The sequence below is a fragment of the Mycobacterium sp. IS-1742 genome, from assembly GCF_001500125.1.
Classification (GTDB): Bacteria; Actinomycetota; Actinomycetes; order Mycobacteriales; family Mycobacteriaceae; genus Mycobacterium.
On sequence record NZ_LQIV01000021.1, the window covers coordinates 15,146 to 35,484 of the forward strand.

The 20,339-nt window shown below is 70.9% G+C and carries 16 protein-coding genes; 3 read left to right on the forward strand and 13 right to left on the reverse strand.

Annotation, left to right across the window (positions count from 1 at the left end):
* Positions 1-56: 56 nt before the first annotated feature.
* The gene (locus AU196_RS13925; protein WP_059095669.1) at positions 57-1,253 is read left to right on the forward strand and encodes an alpha/beta hydrolase family protein; all 1,197 of its coding nucleotides are present in this window, start codon (positions 57-59) and stop codon (positions 1,251-1,253) included.
* A gap of 54 nt (positions 1,254-1,307) precedes the next feature.
* Positions 1,308-1,724 carry a pyridoxamine 5'-phosphate oxidase family protein gene (locus AU196_RS13930; RefSeq protein ID WP_059095670.1) on the forward strand — a complete coding sequence of 139 codons (417 nt, stop codon included), beginning with the start codon at positions 1,308-1,310 and terminating at the stop codon, positions 1,722-1,724.
* Positions 1,725-1,734: 10 nt separating this feature from the next.
* Here AU196_RS13930 and AU196_RS13935 read toward each other — a convergent pair whose 3' ends face one another.
* Entirely contained in the window at positions 1,735-3,576 is a 1,842-nt protein-coding gene (locus AU196_RS13935; protein WP_502687260.1) for a pyruvate kinase, read from the reverse strand.
* Between the two features lie 134 nt (positions 3,577-3,710).
* On the opposite strand from AU196_RS13935, the gene AU196_RS13940 reads away from it, so the two are divergent.
* Positions 3,711-4,688 carry an L-lactate dehydrogenase gene (locus AU196_RS13940; RefSeq protein WP_231737571.1) on the forward strand — a complete coding sequence of 326 codons (978 nt, stop codon included), beginning with the start codon at positions 3,711-3,713 and terminating at the stop codon, positions 4,686-4,688.
* Here AU196_RS13940 and eccE read toward each other — a convergent pair.
* The 12 genes from eccE to AU196_RS14000 form a co-directional block, all read right to left on the reverse strand.
* Entirely contained in the window at positions 4,674-5,633 is a 960-nt protein-coding gene (gene eccE / locus AU196_RS13945; RefSeq protein WP_059095673.1) for a type VII secretion protein EccE, read from the reverse strand. The two genes, AU196_RS13940 and eccE, sit on opposite strands and share 15 nt — an antisense overlap.
* Positions 5,630-7,015, reverse strand: coding sequence for a type VII secretion-associated serine protease mycosin (gene mycP, locus AU196_RS13950; RefSeq protein ID WP_059095674.1), 1,386 nt, complete (start codon positions 7,013-7,015; stop codon positions 5,630-5,632). The genes eccE and mycP overlap by 4 nt, the downstream gene beginning before the upstream one ends.
* Positions 7,012-8,424 carry a type VII secretion integral membrane protein EccD gene (gene eccD / locus AU196_RS13955; RefSeq protein ID WP_059095675.1) on the reverse strand — a complete coding sequence of 471 codons (1,413 nt, stop codon included), beginning with the start codon at positions 8,422-8,424 and terminating at the stop codon, positions 7,012-7,014. The genes mycP and eccD overlap by 4 nt, the downstream gene beginning before the upstream one ends.
* The gene (locus AU196_RS13960; protein WP_059095676.1) at positions 8,406-9,287 is read right to left on the reverse strand and encodes an ESX secretion-associated protein EspG; all 882 of its coding nucleotides are present in this window, start codon (positions 9,285-9,287) and stop codon (positions 8,406-8,408) included. Before AU196_RS13960 ends, eccD begins: the two co-directional genes overlap by 19 nt.
* Before the next feature lie 36 nt (positions 9,288-9,323).
* Positions 9,324-9,611, reverse strand: a complete 288-nt coding sequence (locus AU196_RS13965; RefSeq protein WP_059095677.1) for a WXG100 family type VII secretion target — start codon at positions 9,609-9,611, stop codon at positions 9,324-9,326.
* Between the two features lie 27 nt (positions 9,612-9,638).
* Positions 9,639-9,932, reverse strand: coding sequence for a hypothetical protein (locus AU196_RS13970; RefSeq protein WP_059095678.1), 294 nt, complete (start codon positions 9,930-9,932; stop codon positions 9,639-9,641).
* Positions 9,933-9,984: 52 nt separating this feature from the next.
* Positions 9,985-11,565, reverse strand: coding sequence for a PPE family protein (locus AU196_RS13975; RefSeq protein WP_059095679.1), 1,581 nt, complete (start codon positions 11,563-11,565; stop codon positions 9,985-9,987).
* Positions 11,566-11,598: 33 nt separating this feature from the next.
* Positions 11,599-11,907 (reverse strand): PE family protein, encoded by a 309-nt coding sequence (locus AU196_RS13980; RefSeq protein WP_059095680.1) that lies wholly within the window; start codon positions 11,905-11,907, stop codon positions 11,599-11,601.
* On the reverse strand, positions 11,907-15,899 hold the full coding sequence (gene eccCa, locus AU196_RS13985) for a type VII secretion protein EccCa (protein ID WP_059095681.1): 3,993 nt from the start codon (positions 15,897-15,899) through the stop codon (positions 11,907-11,909). The genes AU196_RS13980 and eccCa overlap by 1 nt, the downstream gene beginning before the upstream one ends.
* Complete coding sequence (gene eccB, locus AU196_RS13990) at positions 15,896-17,446, reverse strand: type VII secretion protein EccB (RefSeq protein WP_059095682.1); 1,551 nt, start codon at positions 17,444-17,446, stop codon at positions 15,896-15,898. The genes eccCa and eccB overlap by 4 nt, the downstream gene beginning before the upstream one ends.
* Positions 17,443-19,287, reverse strand: a complete 1,845-nt coding sequence (gene eccA, locus AU196_RS13995; protein ID WP_197415788.1) for a type VII secretion AAA-ATPase EccA — start codon at positions 19,285-19,287, stop codon at positions 17,443-17,445. Before eccA ends, eccB begins: the two co-directional genes overlap by 4 nt.
* Before the next feature lie 131 nt (positions 19,288-19,418).
* Positions 19,419-20,324: a class I SAM-dependent methyltransferase gene (locus AU196_RS14000; RefSeq protein ID WP_059095684.1), complete on the reverse strand. Its 906-nt coding sequence runs from the start codon at positions 20,322-20,324 to the stop codon at positions 19,419-19,421.
* Between the last annotated feature and the right edge of the window lie 15 nt (positions 20,325-20,339).

A 20,339-nucleotide genomic window follows, 5' to 3' on the forward strand; every position in this document is an offset into this window, starting at 1 on the left:
GTTTCCCGCCCTGAGTGCACAGTGAGCGCCCTGCATGCGGGCTACCATCGCTGTCGATGACGTCATCCGTCGACCCGGTCGACCCACCCGTCCCCCTGCCCGACATCCCGGGCGGCGACGCCGGCAACCGGGGACTGCCGCGGCGCGCCGACCTCACGCCGGGCCAGCGCCTGATCGTCGACTCATCGGCTGTCGCGGACATCGCCTTGCGCACCGGGGTCGCCTCGCTGGTGGGTGCGGCGATGCTGCCGTCGGTGGTGGCCGCCGCGCTGAGACCGTCGACCGTGCGGGCGGACACCGAACACCTGAGGTTCTACGGCGAACTGGCCGCCGCCCGCGACCCGCAGGCCTCGTTCCCGGCGCCGACGGTGCCCCCGCGCATCTCGTCGCGTCCGGCGAACCCCGTCGCCGAGTGGACCGCGCACGGGCGGGTGCACAACATCCGGTTCCGCAGCAGTTTCGAAGCGGTCAACCCGGCGCTGCGCGAGCGGTGCCGCGGATATCAGCGCAACAACGTCGTGCATGCCCAGCACTGGCGCCACGACGACGGGCCGCGCCCGACGCTGTGCGTCATCCACGGCTTCATGGGCTCGGCCTACCTGTTCAACGGCCAGTTCCTGTCGCTGCCGTGGTTCTACCGCTCCGGCTACGACGTCCTGCTGTACACGCTGCCGTTCCACGGCCGCCGCGCCGAGAAGTACTCGCCCTACAGCGGATACGGCTACTTCGCCAACGGATTCGCCGGATTCGCCGAGGCCATGGCCCAGGCCGTGCACGACTTCCGTTCGCTCGTGGACCATCTCGAGTTCACCGGTGTCGACCGGGTCGCGGTCACCGGGATCTCGTTGGGCGGATTCACCTCCGCACTGCTGGCGTGCGTCGACGAGCGCATCCGCGCGGTCATCCCCAATGTGCCGGTGGTGACGCCCGACCGCACCGTCGACGAATGGTTCCCCGCGAACAAGCTGGTGGCGCTCAACCGCCGGATCGGCCGCATCGACCCGGAACTCGAAGCCGCCGCGTCGCGGTACCCGTCCCCGCTGAACTATCCGCCGCTGGTGCCGCGGGACCGTCGGCTGATCATCACCGGTCTCGGCGACCGGCTGGCCCCGCCACAGCAGGCCGAACTGTTGTGGGAACACTGGGAGCGCTGCGCATTCCACTGGTTTCCCGGCAACCACCTGCTGCACGTCAGCCAACCGGATTACCTGCGCCGTATGACGCGGTTCCTGCGAAGTTTCATGTTCGACTGACCGTCACCTCCGGTTCCCGCAGGCGCGCGCGTCCCGCGGGTAGCATCGCTCACCGTGTCCGCGGAGTCTCGGCCAGTGTCCATCCTGCCGGAGAGCGAATGCTGGAGCCTGTTGCGGAGTGTGGCGCTGGGACGGTTCGTCACCTGCGCGGACGGTCGACCGGAACTCTTCCCCGTGAACTTCGTCGTCCAGGACCGGACGGTGCTGTTCCGCACGGCCGAGGGCACCAAGCTCACGAGCACCGCGATCAGCGACCATGTGCTTTTCGAGGCGGATTCCTACACCGACGCCGAGGGCTGGAGCGTGGTCGTCAAAGGCACCGCGCGCTCACTTCACGACGACGAGGACATCCTCAAAGCACAAGAGGCGCAACTGCTTCCGTGGACCGCGACGACCAAGGAGCACATCGTACGCATCCGGCCCGCGCGGGTGACCGGACGGCGGTTCGTGTTCGGTCCCGCACCGGCGTAGCCCGACACCGTCACCCCTCCGCGTCGGGCCGCCACGAACGCAGCTGCCGGAGCAGGGCGTTCTTCTTGTAGTGGTGGTCGTCCATTCTGCGCAGGATGCCGTCGAGCACCCTGATCGCATCCCTGATGTGCGGACCCTTGTTGAGCATGACGCACTCCGCGCGCTCCCCCATCGCCGCATCGCTGATCTCGGCGCGCGACGGCAGACCGCTCTTCGCGAGTTGCTCGAGCACCTGGGTCGCCCAGATCACCGGCAGGTGCGCCGCCTCGCAGAGCCACAGGATCTCTTCCTGAACCTCAGCCAGCCGTTCGTAACCCACCTCGACCGCCAGGTCACCGCGGGCGATCATGACACCGACGCCGGGCCGGCGCATCGCGGTGAGCAACAGCTGGGGCAGGTTCGCGAACGCCCGGGTGGTTTCGATCTTGAGCACGACGCCCAACCGCTCGCCGCCGAGCCGGCGCAGTTCCTCGTGCAGACGGGTGATGTCGGAAGGTCGCTGCACGAACGACATTTGGACGATGTCGGCGATCTCGACGACCGTCGCCAGGTCGGCCACGTCCTTATCGGTCAGGGCCGGGACCGGGAGATGGGTGTCGGGCACGTTGATGCCCTTGGCCGCACCGAGTTTCGAACCGCCGAACCCGGTCTGGTCGATGCGGACGCGCAGCGCGTCGCGGTCGACCGCGACGATCTCACCGCCGATCCGGCCGTCGTCGAACCGGATCGTCTGCCCGACACGGGCGTTGTCGAACACCTCGGGCAGCGTGCACCCGATCCGCGGAGCGCCCCCGTGGTCGGCGGGTGCCGGGGCGCAGTCCCTGGTCAGCGTCAGCACATCACCGCGACTCAGCAGCAGGGTCTGCTCCCGAGCGGGCAGCGGACCGACCGGGCAGGGGTCGTGGGCATCCTCGACGTGCAGGAGCGTCCCGCTCGCGAGGTAGCTCGTCTTGACACCGGTGGCCAGCAGACCGCCCCCGGCGGGATCGGGTTCGGTCAGCACGAGTGTGCGCTTGGCGCCGCGGGTGTCACGAAACCTGACCACGTCGCCGTCCTGCCGACGGCTCAGCCAGGCGGCGTCGACCGGCACCGTGACGAGTTCGGGTTCCGGCGCAGGTGCGGGGTTCTCGGCGGAGGTGAGCCAGGCGCGCGCCGGTGCCACGACGCGGCCGAGGGCATCGCGCGCGGGCCGGAGCTTGACCACCTGCGGTCCGGGCTGGATCGGTCCAGTGCGCAGCTTCGGTCCGGCCAGATCCATCGCGATGACGCAGCCGCGACCGGTCATCGCGCCGGCGCGGCGGACATGGTCGGCCATCGCGGACCACGCCGCCGGGCCGTCGTGCGCGCAGTTGATGCGGGCCACGTCCATACCTCGTTCCAGGAGTTCTCGAACGAGGGGGAAATCGGTCGCCGCCTCCGAGGGGAGGGTCACCATGATGCGGGTCTCGCGATCGGCGGGCGCGGCACCCAGCAGGTCGGCGGTCCGGCCCCGCAACATCTCCCGCCCCCGGTCGAGGTCGACGCGGCCGGCTTCCCGGGGCGCCCACGGACCGTCGTCCATCGCGGCCGCCGCGGCGCGTACGGCCCGCAACGTGCCCTCCACGTGCGGTTCGCTCCGCCCCAGCGACGACAGGCCCAGGGCGGCCAACCGGCTCTGCAGGGGCCGGAGGTCGCGCTGCCGGATGGACCAGTAGTGGACCATGTTCCGTGCGCTGAACCGGTGGTCGGGGCTGACCTCCCGTAACCGGTCCGACCACGCGCTCTCCGCCTGTCCGAGGTCCTCGATCAGCTCGTCGAGGTCCTCGAGCAGATCGGCGGGGCCGCCGTCGGCGGATGCCCGGGAGTCGATCACTCGGATCGGGGAAGTCGACACGTGTTCGCGCTCCTGGAAATCGATTGCGGCCCGGTTCCACCACGCTATGGGCCGCCGGTTACCCGGAGATGAACACCGGACGCCGATCGCGACAAGGGGCCATCATGGCTGGCGTGAACTTCTCCCCAAAAACCACGAACCGGACCGTCCGGGCGCGGAAGGTGTCGATCATCGGTGCGGGCAGCGTCGGTACCGCAATCGCCTACGCCTGCCTGATCCGCGGCTCCGCCGGCGCGCTGGCGCTCCACGACACCAACTCCGCGAAGGTGCACGCCGAGGTCCTCGATCTCAATCACGGCAGCCAGTTCGTGCCCGAGTGCGCGGTCGACGGATCCGACGACATCGCCGTCACCGCGGGCTCCTCGGTCATCATCGTCACCGCGGGCGCCAAACAGCACCCCGGGCAGAGCCGCCTCGACCTGGCGGCCGCGAATGTCGCCATGGCGCAGGCCCTCACACCGCAGCTGATCGAGCACTCGCCGCGTGCGGTGGTCGTGTTCGTCACCAACCCGGTCGACGTCGTGACGTACGCCGCATCCACCGCGGTCGACTCCCGGCCCGGGCAGATCTTCGGCACCGGAACGGTGTTGGACTCCAGCAGATTCCGGTACCTCGTCGCTCAGCGGGCGGCGATCGCGGTCGGCAACGTGCACGCGCTCGTCATCGGCGAGCACGGTGATTCCGAGATCCCGCTGTGGTCAACGCTTTCCATCGGCGGTGTGCGCGCCGACTCGTATTCTGCGGACGGCCGTGTGGTCTTCGACGAACCGACGCGTGCGGCCATCGCCACCGGCGTGGTCAACGCCGCATACGAGATCATCGCCGGCAAGGGCGCCACGAACCTCGCCATCGGGCTCGCGACCGCACGGATCGTCGAAGCGGTTCTCGGTGATCAGCACCGCGTCCTGCCGGTGTCGACCGTCCAGCGCGGCGCGTACGGGATCACCGGTGTCGCGCTCTCGCTGCCGACGGTGGTCTCGGCCGCCGGCGCGGGCCGCGTCCTGGAAGTGGAGCTCTCCCCGGACGAACTCCGGGGACTCCAGACGTCGGCGCAGACGCTGCGCGACGTCCAGCGCTCACTGGGGATCTGACGATCCGGCCTCCACGAGGTCGGCGACCGGCCGGCGGTCGACCGGCCAGCGCAGCCGGTTCAGGGCATCCCCGGAGACCGGTACGGGCCGGCCTTCGAGCCGCTCGTGGGCCAGCGGGTGCAGCGCGTCGGCCGCGGGGCGGTGCCTGCCACGGTGCGGTGTCAGACCGCCCAGCGGCGCCTTGGCCTTCGGCCGGTCCTCGGTGCGGACCGCGCATCCGGCGACCACCTCGGGGTGCCGGGGGTCACCCGAGATGTCGACGGCCGTCCACGTCTCGGCCGACGGCAGCGCGGCCACCCCCGTGAGGGTGTCGGCCAACCGCTCGTCGACGGTCACCCGGTAGGCCGCGACGTGGCCGTCCTCGCTGCGCAACCCGCGCCACGTCTCACGCGCCGCTCGAGGCACCGGCGAGTCGGTCTCGTCGACGGGGGTGAGCGTCCAGCCGAGTTCACGCAGGTGATCGGTCAGCCTGCGGGCGGCGATCTCCGTGGTCTGCCGCAACGGCAAATGTGCGGACCGCGCCTGCAGCGCTGCGAGATTCTCGGCGGCGGCGATCGTCAACGCGATCCACGTCGTCCGCTGTCCGGCGACATCCCGGCTGACCACCCGCACCTTGTGTGCCCGCACCCCGTAGCGGTCGACGTAGCCGGCCAGCAGTGACAGGGGCAGGTCGCCCGACGGCGCCTCGTCGACGCGCAGCGCCACCGTGGCGACGTGCGCCGACGCTTCCTGCCCGCGGGTGTGCCCGCCACGCCGGTTGCGCCGCAGTATCGCGAAGCGGCGCCGCACCATGTCGGTGACGAAGAGCCCGCGCCACCAGGCGAAGAGCACCACCACGACGGCGATCGCCACGCCGAGCAGCCACCAGTCGGTGGTGGTTTCCCACGGGTACGCCAGCGCCGCCGGTATGACGAACAAGAGCGCCAACGTGATTCTGGCCGTCATGAGGCCTCGTCCTTTCGTCGTCGGCTCGCCCCTGACCGCCACACGGTGGCGGCGAGAACCGTGAGCGCGAGCGCCGCGGTGCCGATCAGGGCGACCGTTCGGGGAGTGTGGTCCGGAACCGGGGGGACCGGCGGCGCGGCAACCGGTTTCGGCTGCACCGCAGCGCTCACGTCCTCGGTGGGGAGCTGCCACGTGAGCGCGGCGACCGGGTCGACGCTTCCCGCGCCCACCACGTTCGACGGGGACCGCGGGCCGCCGTGGGCGGTCGCGGTCAACCGCTGCACCACCTGCTCGGCGGTCAGTCCGGGAAACCTGCTGCGCACCAACGCCGCAACCCCGGACACGTAAGCCGCCGCGTAACTCGTCCCGCTGACCGGGAACAGTTCGTTGCGGTCGTTGGGCAGGCCGTTGGCGAGCCCGCCGCCGGGGCCGTTGCTCACCGAGGCGATCCCCTCGCCCGGCGCGGCGATACCCACCCACGGACCGGACATCGTGAACTCGGACGGCTGGCCGGTCGCGTTCAGCGACCCCACCGACAGCACGTACGGCTGCCACCACGACGGGATCGACACGGACGTCACCCCGGCCCAGTTGCGCGGGTCGCTCGGGCGGCCGGCGTTACCGAGCGGATTGGATTCACACGCCGATCCGGTGTTCATACCCGCACGGCTGTTGCCCGCCGCCGCCACGATCACCGCATCCTTCTCACGGGCCGCATACCGCAGCGCCGCACCGAGTTCGGCCTGGTCGACGCTGCGGCCCGCGGGCAGGCAGGTGACCACCGAGATGTTGATGACGCGCGCGCCGAGATCGGCGGCCCGCACGACGGCTCGGGCCAGACTCGCGACGTCGGCCGCGGCACGCGATACCGCGGGGTCCTCCCCCGGGGCGACCGGGGAGAAGCGCGGCGAGTTCTGCCGGATGGAGACGATGCGCGCACCCGGCGCCACACCGGAGAAGCCGTCGCCGCCGGGCTGGCCGGCGATCAGGCCGGCGACGAGCGTGCCGTGCCCGTCGCAGTCGGTGAGTCCGTCGGTCGACGCCAGGTAGTCCCCGCCCGCTTCGACGTTGGGCAGTCGCGGCCCGGGTTTCACGCCGGTGTCGATGACGGCGACCGTCTGACCTTCGCCACGGCTGTGCCGCCAGGCACCGGAAAGGTTGAGCGCCAGCTGATTCGGGCTGACCGCACCGGGATCGCTGCCGGCCAGGACACCGCCCACCACGCAGTCACCACGCTGCGCCATCGGCTGCACCGGTCCGGCGGCGCCCGACGGCGGCGGTGTCGCGGGGTCCACCTCCGGTGGGCTCACCGCCGCCGCGGGCGGCGCGGCGAGCAGCGCGACCGCACCGGGGCCGGCGAGCAGGGCGAGGGGTCGGATCACCTGTTGAGCACCCAACTGAACAGCCCGACGAGGAAGGCCATCACGGGGATCAGCGAGGCGTCGACACCGGCCGCGGCGAAGCCCACGAGCCTGCGCATGGGCAGCGAGTACGTCTCGGGCGAGGCGATCGACGGGTTGAGCGCCACGATCACCCACACGACGACGATCGCCGCGGCCGCGGCCAGCGCCCACCAGGCGGCGCCGAACCGGTCGGTGGCAGCGAAGAGCACGAGCAGCGCCACGCTCAGCAGCAGCGGATGGGCGAGCAGCCATGCCTTGCACGGCGCCGAATCCCAGACCCGAGCGCGCAACACCGCCCCCGCCGCCGCGGCCACCACGACGTACCACGCCCAGCCGGACACGTCCTGCCGTCCCACCAGCACAAGCGATCCCGTCACGCTGAGCAGCACGCCCGCGGCCAGGAACCCGGTCTGGTGCGACTGGCTCATCTGTACGCGGCGAGGCAGGTCCTCGAGAACGCGCAGCGGCTGCGCCGACGGCGTGGGGTCCCCGGGGGCGGGTATCACCGGCAGCGGGAACCGGGCCCACATCGCGGACAGTTGTGCGGCCTGCACGGTGACCAGCAGGCCGAGGAGGATGAGCACACAACCGAGCACCATGTCCGACAGCGTCCACACCGAGGCGGCCGCGGCGGTCAGCAGCACGCCGAAACCCGTTGCGGTGGTGGCGGTGAACAGGGCGACCGCACGGTCTCCGGTGGTCAGGCTGATCACCGACCAGGCGGTGACCCCGGCCGCGGCGAGCAGGATCTGCGCCGCCCCGAAGTCGCCGGGCACCGCCAGCGCGAACGCGGCAGCCACGGCGGGCAGCGCGGTCACCGCCAGGGCGCTGGCCAGTGCCGGTGAGGCGGCCCGGCTGAGTAGGGAGCCGAGCACCGCGGCCACCGCCACGGCGCAGACCACGATGAGTCCGAGCCCGTGCCCGGTGACCAGCCGGTGCGCGACGCTCAGGCCGGTGGCCACCACGATCAGCCCCACCACGGAGGCGGCGGCGGCACGCTTGATGTGCGCAGGCCCCCAACGCTTCTCCTGCGCAGCGGAGAAGATCACCGCCGCGTCCGCGATGTCTTCCACGATGCGGGGTGCGGACGGGCCCGCGGGCACCGGTTGCAGGGCCAGCAGGTCACCGTCGACCACGCCCACGGTGTCCAGCGTCGCGTCGAGGCTGAACGGCGCACCGCCGATGGGGGCGAGGCTCAGCCTGACCGGCTCGGGCGCCGAATCGTCCCGGTCGCCACCGTCGTGCGGGCGCGCCATGCGCTGCACGGCGGGCAGGATCTCGCGCAGCGGCAGGTCGGCGGGCAGCGCCATCTCGGTGAGCCGGCCGCCGTCGTCGCCACCGGCGAGTACGGCCACCCGCACGATCGGCATCACAGTGTTGTCGGACATTGTCGTGTTCTCAGTTCTCTCGTGTCGTGGTCGTGGGTGTCGAAGTCTCGGGTGAGGTGCAGGTCGGGGAACCAGGCTCCGCGCGGTAGGGATCCGGTCAGCCGTTCGACGGCCGCCGCGATGGCGAACGGGGTGCCCGGCGCGAACGTCGACACCCACTCGCCGTCGAACGCTCTGTCCGGGCTGACCAGGACCCGGCCCTCGGTGGTGTCGACGACGCTCACGCCGACCTGCGTGGTCACGCGGTGACCGTCGCGGTGCTCACCCGCCACGATCTCCACGTAGGTCCTCGAGGTGTCGAACGCCGCCTCGACGACCAGGCGCGCCGACGGCGGGATGCCGAGGAAGTCGAGCACCTCGGCCAGCGGGGTGCCCTGGCGGATCTGTTCGTCGGCCCGCGCACCGACGTGGGTCGGCAGCGTGAACTCGGCGAAACGGCCGGGCGCCCGTCCCGACAGTCCCGCGCAGAGCACCGGGACGAGCGCGTGCGGATGGTCGATGTCCATGCGGGTGAACGTGATCAGCGAACCGCTGCGCAACGCGACGACCGTCTGCCCCGCGCGGCGCGCCACCACACCGCGCAGCAGCGCACCCCGGCCGGACACGAACCTGCAGTCGAGCCATTGCTGCGCCCGGCACACCGTCCTGACCCAGTCGGCCACCCCGGCGTCGACCACCCCGTCGCCGGACATCACCCCGAGCGATTCGAGCGTGGCCACCGTCTCGGCGGTGAACCGCGCCCGGTCGGCCTCCTGGCTGTACGGCGGCGTGATCGCCAGCACCCAGGGCAGTGATCCCGCGCCGATGGTGTCGGCGACGAACCAGGCCTGGGCGGCGGTCAGCTCAACGGCGTTGGGACCCACTGCAACCCGATACCAGCCGAGCGCGCCGGCATACGCTCAGCCCCACTTGGCGCCCTCGGCCTGATCGCGGGCGCTCATCGACATGGTGTTCATCTCGTGGGTGCTCGCCATCGCGCGGTACGCGCGGACCAGTTCCTCGAGGCTGGCGTTCCACTGGGCCTGCCAGGCCTGGTAGGTCATACCGCTGTCACCCTGCCAGGCGCCGGCGAGGGCGGCCTGCTCACTGGCGATGTCGGCGCCGACGGCGTGCATCGCGCCTGCGTAGCTGGACATCTCACCCGCGTGCGCCAGCATCGCCGGGTAGTTGTACATGATCTGCGACATGGGAATCTCCTCGGTCGTGGCGTGCGGTCAGATGGCGGTGTAGGTGCTGGCGGCCGCCGCGTCCTCGGCGACGTACGTGCCCGCGGCCTCGCCGAGATTGACCTGGGCGATGTCGAGCAGGGCGTTGATCTTCGCCGAGACCTCGATGAACCGGGCATGGGCGGCCTGGAAAGCGGCCGACGACTCGCCCATGTGGAAGGCCTGTGAGGACTGCGCGGCCTGTTCGGCCTGCGCCATGGTGTTGCGCATCAGCGCGGCCTTGGCGCCGAACGCGGCTTCGGAGGCGACGAGTTGCGGGATGTGGGCGTCGAGCATGCTCATGGGTGTTCCTTTCGGATTGTCGAAAGCTGTTGCGGCGGCACGGATTGTCTGGTCAGGTGCGCGGTCCCCCTTCCGGCTCGTGGCCGGTCGGCCCGGCCTCGCCGTCGGGATCCCACGTGCCGGGCAGCATCGGGCTGACCGGCCCGGAACCGAACGCGTCCGGCGACAGGGTGGTCAACCCCGTCGCCCGTGCGTCGGCCGCTCCGGGGGCGGTGCCGGTGAAGCCCATCGGGCCCGCACCGCGTGAGGAGGCCGCCACCCGCGGTTCCTCGACCGGCGGCTCCTCGGGATCGTCCTCGTAGTCCATGTAGGCGTCGGCGTATCCGCGGCCCTTCACCTCGGCGATCTTGCGGCGCCGACGCTTCCGCCGTTGCGCCGCGGCGGCCGCGGCCGACGCCGCGGCGGCCGCGGGGATGTCGCCCGCCGGCGCCTTGGCGCTGGTGGAGTCACGCACGGTCGGGGTGAACCCCTCGCCGGGATCGCCGCCGCGCACCGCGTACGGCACCAACGGCGCGGCCGCCGCCGCGGCCGGTGCCGGTGCGGCCGGTGCGGCCGCCGACCCTGCGGCCGGCGCAGTGCCCGGCGTCACCGGGGCGGTCGGGGCGGGCATGCCGGCCACCGGCAGCACCTGCTGATCGGGTCGAGCGGCGAGTGCGGGTGCCGGCTCTGCCTGTTCGGCGGGCGGCGGTTGTGTCAGTTCGGGTTTCAGTGCGTCGATGATGAGCACCAGGCCGGCGATGCCGAGCGGGATGAGCGCGGCGAGCAGGAACGGCGAGGCGAAGATCATCGCCCAGGTCGGCCACCCCACCAGGTTGGTGAAGACCTGGTAGGCGACGGCCGACAGCAGCGGGCCCCATGTCACCAGCGCGGCCGAGGGGTTCGTCATGAAGTCGTTGATGAGCGTCTGCAGGTTCCCCAGCGGATCGCGCAGGAAGTCGATGATCTCCTGGCCGCCCGGCACGTTCTGCAGATACATCTCGAGCAACTGGTTGATGCTGTCGGAGATGTTGAGCGCCGAACCGGATTCGGAGGCCTGGGCCTGCGCGCCGACCTGCTGCATGGTCGCCATCGCCTGGCCCGCCTCCCCCACGCCCGGCGTCAACAGGAACGGTGCGGGCGCCGTGGTCGGGGCCGCGGCCACCGCGGCGCCCGCGACGGCCTGGTAGGTGCTCATGCTCGTGGCGGCCTGGATCCACATCCGCACGTAGTCGGCCTCGTTGAGGGCGATCGGAATGGTGTTGATGCCCAGGAAGTTCGTCGCCAGGAGGACCGCGTGGGTGGCGTGGTTGGCGGCGAGTTCACCCAGCGTCGGCATGGTGGCCAGCGCTGTGGTGTAGGCGGCGGCCGCCGTCTCGTGCTGCGCCGCCGTCGCCGCGCTGTTCGCACTGGCCTGCGCCAGCCACGCCAGGAAGGGGGTGTGCGCGGCGACGTACTGTTCGGCGCTCGGCCCTTCCCACGATCCGGCCTGCACCGAGCTGAGGATGCCCGTCAATTCCGCTGCGGCCGAGGCGTACTCGGCACTGAGCGACTGCCATGCCCCCGCGGCGGCCAGCAGCGACCCGGGGCCGGGGCCGCTGGAGAGCAGCGCCGAGTGCACCTCGGGTGGCAGGGCCATCCAGACCGGGGCGGTCATGACGGGGCGAGCGCAGCGACGGGGGGATTCAACTCAGCCTCGCGCGATCATGTAGGCGGCCGCGTTCATCGCGTCGCCGCTGGCGTAGCTGGCACCGGACTGGCCGACGCCCATGCCGGACCGGCCGAGTTCCTCGACGCCCTGGGCCGCGACCGCCTCGTGACGGCCGCCGTTGACGCTCAGCCCGGCGGCGGTCTGCAGCGAGACGGCGTCCGCCGCGGGGGGCAGCACGGTGCCGATCAGCGGCGCGGCGGCGGCGTGGGCGGAGGCCAGCCTGGCGGTCAGCGCCTCGACCGCGGCACTCGCCGCGGTCAGACCCTCCGGAACGACGCGAAGTGTCATCAGCGGTAATCCTTTCCATTGGTGTGGGACGAGCCGGTGGCCGCGGCCACGAGCGGATTGACGAGCTGGACGAACGTCGGGGTGTCGGTGTCGCCGAGCAGCAGTGCCCGGCCCGCGGGCAACCGGCTGAACCGGTGGCCGCGCAGCTTGCCGCTGTCCTGCGGGTTGCCGGACAGCATCAGCGTGGTCGCCTGCAGGTCGTTGAGCCTGCGCAACAACGGAGCGGTCATCACCGCGTGCGCCGACCCGGTCGCCCTGGCGGTGACGATCACCCGCAGGCCGAGATCGCCTGCCTGAGCGAGCAATCCGATGAGCGAGGTCCACGGCCGCTGTCCGACGTAGGGCCCGTTGACGGCCGGTCCGTCCGGGATCTGGTCGACGTCGTCGATGATCAGATAGTGCGTGTGCGCGGCCCCGTTGGCGCGGTAGGACCATCGGCTCAGCTCGGCTGGCGTCAGACCGGCGGGCGGGCGGCGCTTCTCGATCAGCGCCGAGAGTCCGAGCATCGCCGGGGTGATGCGGTCGATGTTCGCGGTGTACTCGTTGTCGGGGAACAGCGGTTCGTCGACGAGTTGCAGACGCCGGTCGATGACGGTGAAGGCGACGTCGCCGGCGGACGAGTTCTCCCGCACCGTCCGGATGATGTGACGAAGCAGCGTCGTCTTGCCGGAGCGGTTGTCGCCGAACACCATCAGCAACGGGTTGTCCGCGAAGTCGAGCACGACCGGCGCGAGGTCCTCTTCGCGCTGCCCGATGACGACCCGTTCGGGGCCCGGGTACAGCGGACCGATCGCATCGGGTGCCAGGTTGTGCGGCAGCAGCCGCACCGGGGGTGCGGTCTGCTCGGGGAACCGTGCGTTGATCGCGGGGATGAGCTCGAGCGCCGGGGTGGCGAACAGGAAGTGCTCGGCGGCCATCGTGAGGCCGCGGCCAGGTTGGTCGGCGGGCACACTGTCGGCGGGCCGACGAAATACCGCACTGTCGGCGGGCCGGCGCAGGCCGCCGACGATCCGTACGTTGCTGTCGTGGCTGTCGTGCAGTTTGAGTTCGAGCCGCAATCCGAGCCCGTCGCGCATGTTCAGCGGCACCTCGAGCCAGTTCGGCGTGGTGATGACGACGTGGATGCCGTATGCCAGGCCGTTGTTGACCAACTCGGTCACCTTGCCCAGCAGCGGGTTGCGCGTGTTGAAGGTGTCGGTGTTGTCGCGGCTGAACGCGTAGAGGTTGTCGATGACCAAGAACACTTCGCCGTAGCCGTCCGGGAAGGCCTCGCCGCGTGCGCCGCGGGCCTGCCTGGCCCGGAGCAGCTGTTCGAGCTCACCGAAGGTGCGCCGGATCCGCTCCGGCTCCAGCGGTGTCGCCACACTGCCGACATGGGCCAGGTCGGCCATCGGGGCCAGCTTGCCGCCGCCGTAGTCGAGGCAGTAGAACGTCACGTCGCGCGGTGAGTGCAGTGCGGCCGCCGACAGCATGAACGTCTGCAGCGCCGTGGACTTGCCGGACTTCGGCCCGCCGTGGATGACCATGTTGGCCGCCGACGAGGTGGCGTCGAAGACGAGCGGATCACGGCGCATCTCGAACGGCTTGTCGATCTCACCGAGCGGCCACCGCCACTGCCGTGCCGGCACGGCCGACCGCTGCAGCACCTCGACCAACTGGATGGGCTCGTCGAGCGGAGGCAGCCACAGCTGCGGCGCCTTGGGTCCGTACTGGGCCAATTGCCGCCCGATCGTGGCGATCAGCTTCCGCGGCGGCGCGGGCTCGGCCTGCGGTACGGACGACGGGATCACCGTGTCCGGTTCGGGTTCCACACGCGAGGCGGTGAACAGCTGCGGCTGTGGCAGCGCGCGCACCACGATCGACCGCTCCACCCGCGGCGGTTCGTAGATGCCGTCGACGTAGGTGCTGCGGAACTTGATCGGCACCGCGCCCGGGGCGGGCACCAGGAAGCCTTCGCCTTTGTGCTCCCGCCCGGACTCGATGTGGTACGCGTCCTCCACGCCGATGATCTGCCGAGAGATGCTGGGACTGGCCACCTTCAGACCGATGCGGTAGGAGGTGTTCTTGTCGATGTCCTTGATCTTGCCGACGTCGAGCGTCTGCGAGGCGAACAGGATGTGGATCCGGAACGAGCGGCCCTTGCGGGCGACGTAGTCGAACAGGTCCGCGTACTCGGGGTGGTCGGCGAGCATCAGCGTGAACTCATCGGCGACCACGAACAGCGTCGGCAGCGGTGGCAGGTCGTGACCGGCGTCCCGGGCGTCCTCGTATTCGGTGACGGAGTTGAACGCGCTGCCCTGCACCCGGCGGCCGGTCTCCTTGAGCAGCTGCTCCCGGCGGGCCACCTCACCGCGCAGCGTGTCGGCGAACCTGTCCGCCAGCGACCGCTTCTCGGCCATGTTCGAGATGACCGCCACCACCTGGGGGAAGTCGCGGAAGATGTCCGCGCCCGCCTCCCCCTTGAAGTCGGCGTAGATGACGTTCAGCCGTTCGGCGGAGTGAGTCGTCAACAGCGACAACAGAATCGACATCAGGGTCTGCGACTTGCCGGAGCCGGTCATGCCGATCATCAGACCGTGCGGGCCCATCCCGCCCTCGGCCTCGTCCTTGAGGTCGAAGTACAGCGGCTCGCCGGTGGCGGTGACGCCGATGGGGACGCGCAGTTCCTCCTCCCGCCGGCGCGGCGCCCACAGCGCGGCGACGTCGAGCGCCGACGCGTCGGGAATGCCGAGCAGCGTGGTGAACGTCGATCCGCCCGTGGTGGTGGAGCGGGCGTGGGTGGGGTTGGAGTCCCAGCGCGACAGCCGCCGCGCGAGGTGACGGGCGTCGGCGGCGCCCATGGTGTCCGCGGTGTCGACGTAGGATTGCCAGCCCCCGGTCTGCCAGCGCTCGATCCGGCCGTCGGCGATCCGCAGGATGGGTCGCTCCGGGTTCGGATACTGCTCGCGGTGCGGTGGGGTGGCGGTCCGGTGCACGACGGTCACGCCGGCCAGACCCGGTCTGCGCACCAGATCCTCCACATCGGCTTCGGGGTCGTCGACGATCACCAGCAGGTGGCGCACCGCGCGGTCGGGCTCACCGGGGAACGCAGGCCGATCGGCCAGGGCGGGCGCCAGCGACGCGCGCAGCGCCTCGATGTCGGTGGCCAGGTGGCGGGCCGGACCGACGCCGTCGGCCTCGCCGGGAATGTCGGTGTGCGGCAGCCACTTCAGCCACGACCAGTCGTCGCCGTCGATGTCGGGAGCGGCCAGCGCCACGCCGAGCACACTGGGGTCGTGCCAGGTGACCGCCTGCGCGATCCAGGACCGGAGCGCACCCCGGACCTCCTCGGCCTCACCGAACACCGTGATCCGCGAGACCTTCGCGATGTCGATGCCCCTGGGTGCGTCGCGCACGGTGCGCTGTACGTCGAGCAGTCCGCGCAGTGTCGTGTGGGACACCGGTTCGAGGTCGATCTCGTCGGCGGTGTCCTTGACCCGCAGCGTGGTGTCGAGCGGGGTGCCGTGCAGACCCGCCCGCAGGACCAGGAAGTCCGCATCCCGTGGATCCCGTTCCCACTGCCTGCGGGTGCCGGGGATGGTGGCCAGCACGTCGGGGGCCGGATGCGACCACTCCAGCGCCGCCCGCTGTTCGGCGGCGTGTGCGCGGACGTTGTCGCGCACCACGGACAGATAGCGCAGGTAGTCGGCGCGTTCGGCGTCGACCTCCTCGGTGCGCATCTTGTTGTCGGTACCGCGGTACATCGCGGTGGCCGCCAGCAGCAGGACGAACGGGAAGAACAGCATCGTCGGCGAGATGAGCCGCATCCCCGTCGCGATCAGCGCGACGATCATGCCGACGATCAGCAGCACGATCAGGTACGGCAGCACCCGGCGCAGCAGCGACGGCGGTACCAACCGCGGCAGTTCGGGCGGCGGTTCGATGGTGATGGTGCCCTTACGGGTCGCCGGCGGCGGGAGCCGGCGGTGGGCCTCGAAGATCAGCCGGCTCATGGATTCTCCTGAGATATGGGGTTGTCCAGACGCGCGGGATTCGGATCGGGTGCCAGGGTGTCGTGCGCGAGCAGCGCGTCGTCCCGGGACAGGGTCGGGCCGGCGGCGAACTGCGCGAGCACCGACCACGGCACGGGGACGGGCGGCGCGGATAGGCCGAGCGCCGTGACGGTCTGGTCGTTCTGTCCCGGTTCGATGCCGTACCGCACGCCGGTGTCGCTGACCCAGAACAACGAGCCGGCGGTGGGCGATCCCGGTTCCTGACCGACCGTCTGGACGAAGTAGCCGCTGCCGGGTGCCAGCACGACCCGGTCGGCGGTCACCCCGTTGCCGCCGCCGACGAGGTCGAGCGTGCGCATCCCGTCGGGCATCGGCAGTGCCGCGCCTGCCAGCAGACTCAGCGAACTCTGTTCCGCGTCAGCGGCTTTGCGCCACTGCACGCAGGTGACGGGGTCGGCGGCGGCATCGACGACCGTGACGGGCGCGGCCGGGTAGGCGTCGGTGTCGAGGAGTTGCGAGACCGGGAGCCTGGACACCTCGTCGGCGCCGAGACGCGGCGGTTGGTTCAGGCCGTACGAATCGGTGTTGCGCAGGATCGCCGCGAGCACCTGCGACACGGGCTGCAGACCGTCGGGCAGCACGGCGTAGTAGCGGATCGTGTTGTCGGCCTCGAAGGCGGCGACGACCGCGCCGACGGGCGCGGCGACCGACAGCGGGAACCGGGGCGTCGCACCGGCTTCCGGGATCGGCGGGGCGGTCAGCGCGGGCGCTTCGGGGATGGCGTTGAACAGCCCCGCGGCGATGGGCCGCGGCGTGGCCGGGGTGGCGCCGAGGCCGAGCGCGTCGGTGATGGCGCGGTTGGCCAGGTCGACCGGGCTGCGCCTGCCGTCCCACAGCAGCCACGCACCGGCATCGTTCGACACGAGGACAGCCTGATCGCCGCTGAGCGGTTCGGCCCGCTCGCTGCCGGTGACCACCGGCCCGCCGAGGACGGTCACGCCCGCGTTCGCACCCGAGGACGCATCGCACACGGTCCACTCCGCGTCCCGGGAGTCGTTCTGCACCATGCGTTCCGGCGCACCGGGGATGCCGACCAGGTTGCCGCGGGGGAACTGGTCGATCTCGCTGGTCTTGACCGTGGTGGGGTTGTTCGCGCGCCCGGTGATCAACCGCGCGGAGGTGAGGTTGAGCACCGGGTGCAGCTGCTCGCCGATGCGCACGTACAGCGCCGCGGTCGACCGGTCGGCCAGCACGGTGTCGGTCCCCGCCGCACCGGCGGGACGGATCAGGGAGAAGACGAAGCAGCCGGCCAGACCGGTGATGAGGATCAGCGCCCCGGTGAGCACCGCACGGGACTGCGTGCGCAGCGGGTCGACGAGCATCCGGGTGTCGTGCAGCGCCACACCGGAAGCGGTGCGGCGCATGACGAAACGCCATCCGGACACCTGATGGCGGGTGACGAAACCGCGCCGGTAGGTGACACGTTCGGGGTTGTCGTTGACCGGCGTCCGCGAGGCGAACGACCGGCGGTCGTCGGGCGTGGTCATGCGGACACCGTCAGCCCGAGGCCGCGCAGCAGCGGTTCGGCCGACTTGCGCACGTCGTCGGCGGTGATGGTCATCAGGTCCTCGTCGGTGAAGTCTTCTCCGGCAGAGTGGTCGGCCGAATGATCCAAGCGGTATTCGCGCTCTTCCTCGGACCGCTCGACGAGGTTGCGGACGAATCGGCCGTTACCGGCGATGTCCAGGCTGCGGCGGTCGACGCCGTTGGCGTCCGGGCTCGACGACGCGGCCAACTGGGCGAACAGTTTCTCCATGTCGTCGTGGGCGGCCGTTTCGAAGACGCTGTCGCGCTTCTCGGCCATCCGCACGGCCATCTCGACGAGTTCCTCGGGCGAATACGAGGGGAAGTCGATGCTGCGGGTGAAGCGGGACCGCAGACCCTCGTTCGCGTCGAGGAACATGTCGAGGTCCTTGCGGTACCCGGCGATGATGACCACAAGGCGGTCGCGGTCGTTCTCCATCCGCGCCAGCAGCGTGTCGATGGCGACCAGACCGAAGTCGTTCTTCGCGCCGGTCGACACCAGGGCGTAGGCCTCGTCGAGGAACAACACGCCGTCGAGCGCGGCGTCGATGATCGCGTTGGTCTTCGCCTCGGTCTCGCCGATGTGCTGGCCGATCAGGTCGGCACGATGCACCTCGCGCACGGTTTCCTTGCGCAGCAACCCGAGTCCGCAGTAGATCTTCGCGACGACGCGCGCGATGGTCGTCTTACCGGTGCCGGGAGGACCCGCGAACACCAGGTGGTTGGTGCGCTGGGCGACGGCCAGGCCACGTTCCTGGCGCCGGATCGCCATGGCCACCGAACTTTTCAGCCGGGCGACCTGATACTTGACCTCTTCGAGCCCGATGAACTCGGCGAGTTCGGCTTCGGCCTCGACGAGCAGGTGCGCCTTGCGGTCCTTGGCGCCCGGGTCGACGAAATCGGCTTCTCCGGGCTCGGTCTCGGGATCCCACGGGTTGGCGCGCGCCTCGATCCGGGCCGCGGTGGTGGTCACCAGCCCGAAGGTCGGATCGGTCAGCGCCGCCTCGATCTCCGCGTTCTCGGGGTTGGCCGCGTAGAGCTCCTGGAGGACCTCGGCGGCGTCCTCCTCCTCGCCCTGCGCCCGCAGGGTGAGCCCCTTGGCCAACCCACCGTCGACCGCGGCCACCGCGATCGGCCCGGCCGGTTCGGCGAGATAGGACATGGCGGGCGCGAACATGCCGAGGCGGGCCAGCGCGATGCCCAGCGTGACGCGCGCGGCATGGGCGTAGGTCGGGTCGAGCGTCGTGTCGTTGACCACCGGCGTGAGCAGGCGCACGACGTCGGACCAGCGCTGCGTGCGGTGGTGGATCGCGACGCGCAACCACCGGGCCTGCAGCCATCCGGGGCGGCCGGCCAGGAGCTCACCGACCAGCGCGTCGGCGTCGGCGTACGCGCCGGCGTCGCAGAGCGCGGCGGCGTAGGCGAGACCGAAATCGTCGCGGCCGGTGGCACGGAACTGCAGGTACAGCCCGCTGTCGAAGTGGAAGCCCAGCGCACCGGGGGCCATTTCGACGTGCCGCTGCAGGGCGCCCGCGCTGTCGCGGGTCGACCAGATCGCCTCGACGACGCGCGCGCTCACGTCGCCTGCGGCGGCCAGGCCGGTCCACGTGTCGCACTGTTCGTGCGCGATATGGGTGAGCGCGGCGAATCCGCTGCGGGCCGCGGGGAGGTCGGCGGGCCGCTGACGGTCGTTGACCGTCAGACCCAGCGCACGGCAACAGGTGGCAAACCGGCTGACCACGTCACGGTCGACCCGGGCAGGCGCGGTCCTCGGCGCCGCGAGCGTGTCAGTAGGCGTTTCCATTGGTCGTTACGCACGGGAACGCTGGGCCCCGCATTCTCCCCTTAAGTATGGCTAGGCTAACTTTCGGTGAAGTTAGCATTGCACAACCTAAGTGTCGAGACGCACGCCGCCTGGCGGATCGGTGACCCCGCTCACGTCTTGGTCGCCGTGACCAGTCGGATCGCGCTGATCATCGGGCCCACCTCGATATCGTCGACCGGGGCCGCGCGACCCAGCCGGGACAGATAGTCGGCGAGCGCAGTCGGTTCGGCGGCCCATCCGCGCTCGCCCAACCACTGTTCTGCCGGGGCGTGCCGCTGGTTGTAGACGAGCGTGAAGAACGTGCCATCGTCACCGGCCGCCCGCTCCTCCTCACGCTTGACGGTGAAGACCTCGTCGGGCATGGGAATCGACTCCTCGACGCCGACCCAGCTACCCGGAGGTGACAACGCGTCGATACCGGAGAACAATGCCTCCTGGGCGGTGGCGGGCAGGTACATCAGCAACCCTTCGGCGAGCCACGCCGACGGCCGCGCCCGATCGAATCCGGCTGCGATCAATGCGGCGCCCCAGTCGTCGCGCAGATCGATCGCGACCTCGCGACGCCGAGCCACCGGTTGCTCGCCACGCTCGGCCAGCACCGCCCGCTTGAACTCCAGCACCCGCGGTTGGTCGAGTTCGTAGACGACGGTGCCATCGGGCCACGGCAGGCGGTAGGCGCGGGAGTCGAGGCCCGCGGCCAGCAGCACGACCTGTCGCACGCCGGCGGCCGACGCCGCGGCGAAATACGCGTCGAAGTACTTCGTGCGCGCACCCTGGAAGTCGACGAAGTGCCTGCCGAAGTCCGAGTGCAGGATGTGGTCGCCCGCCGCCTCGGCACGTGCGCCGTCGAACAGATCGGCCCAGTCGCCGCCGGCCGCGCGGCAGAAGGCCTCCGCGTAGGGGTCCACCGCGAGCGGATCGGGCTTGCGCGCCTCCAGCGCCCGCGATGCCGCCACGAACAGGGCCGTCGACCCGACGCTGGTGGTGATGTCCCAGGAATCGTTGTCGTGGCGCACGATTCGGTTATACGC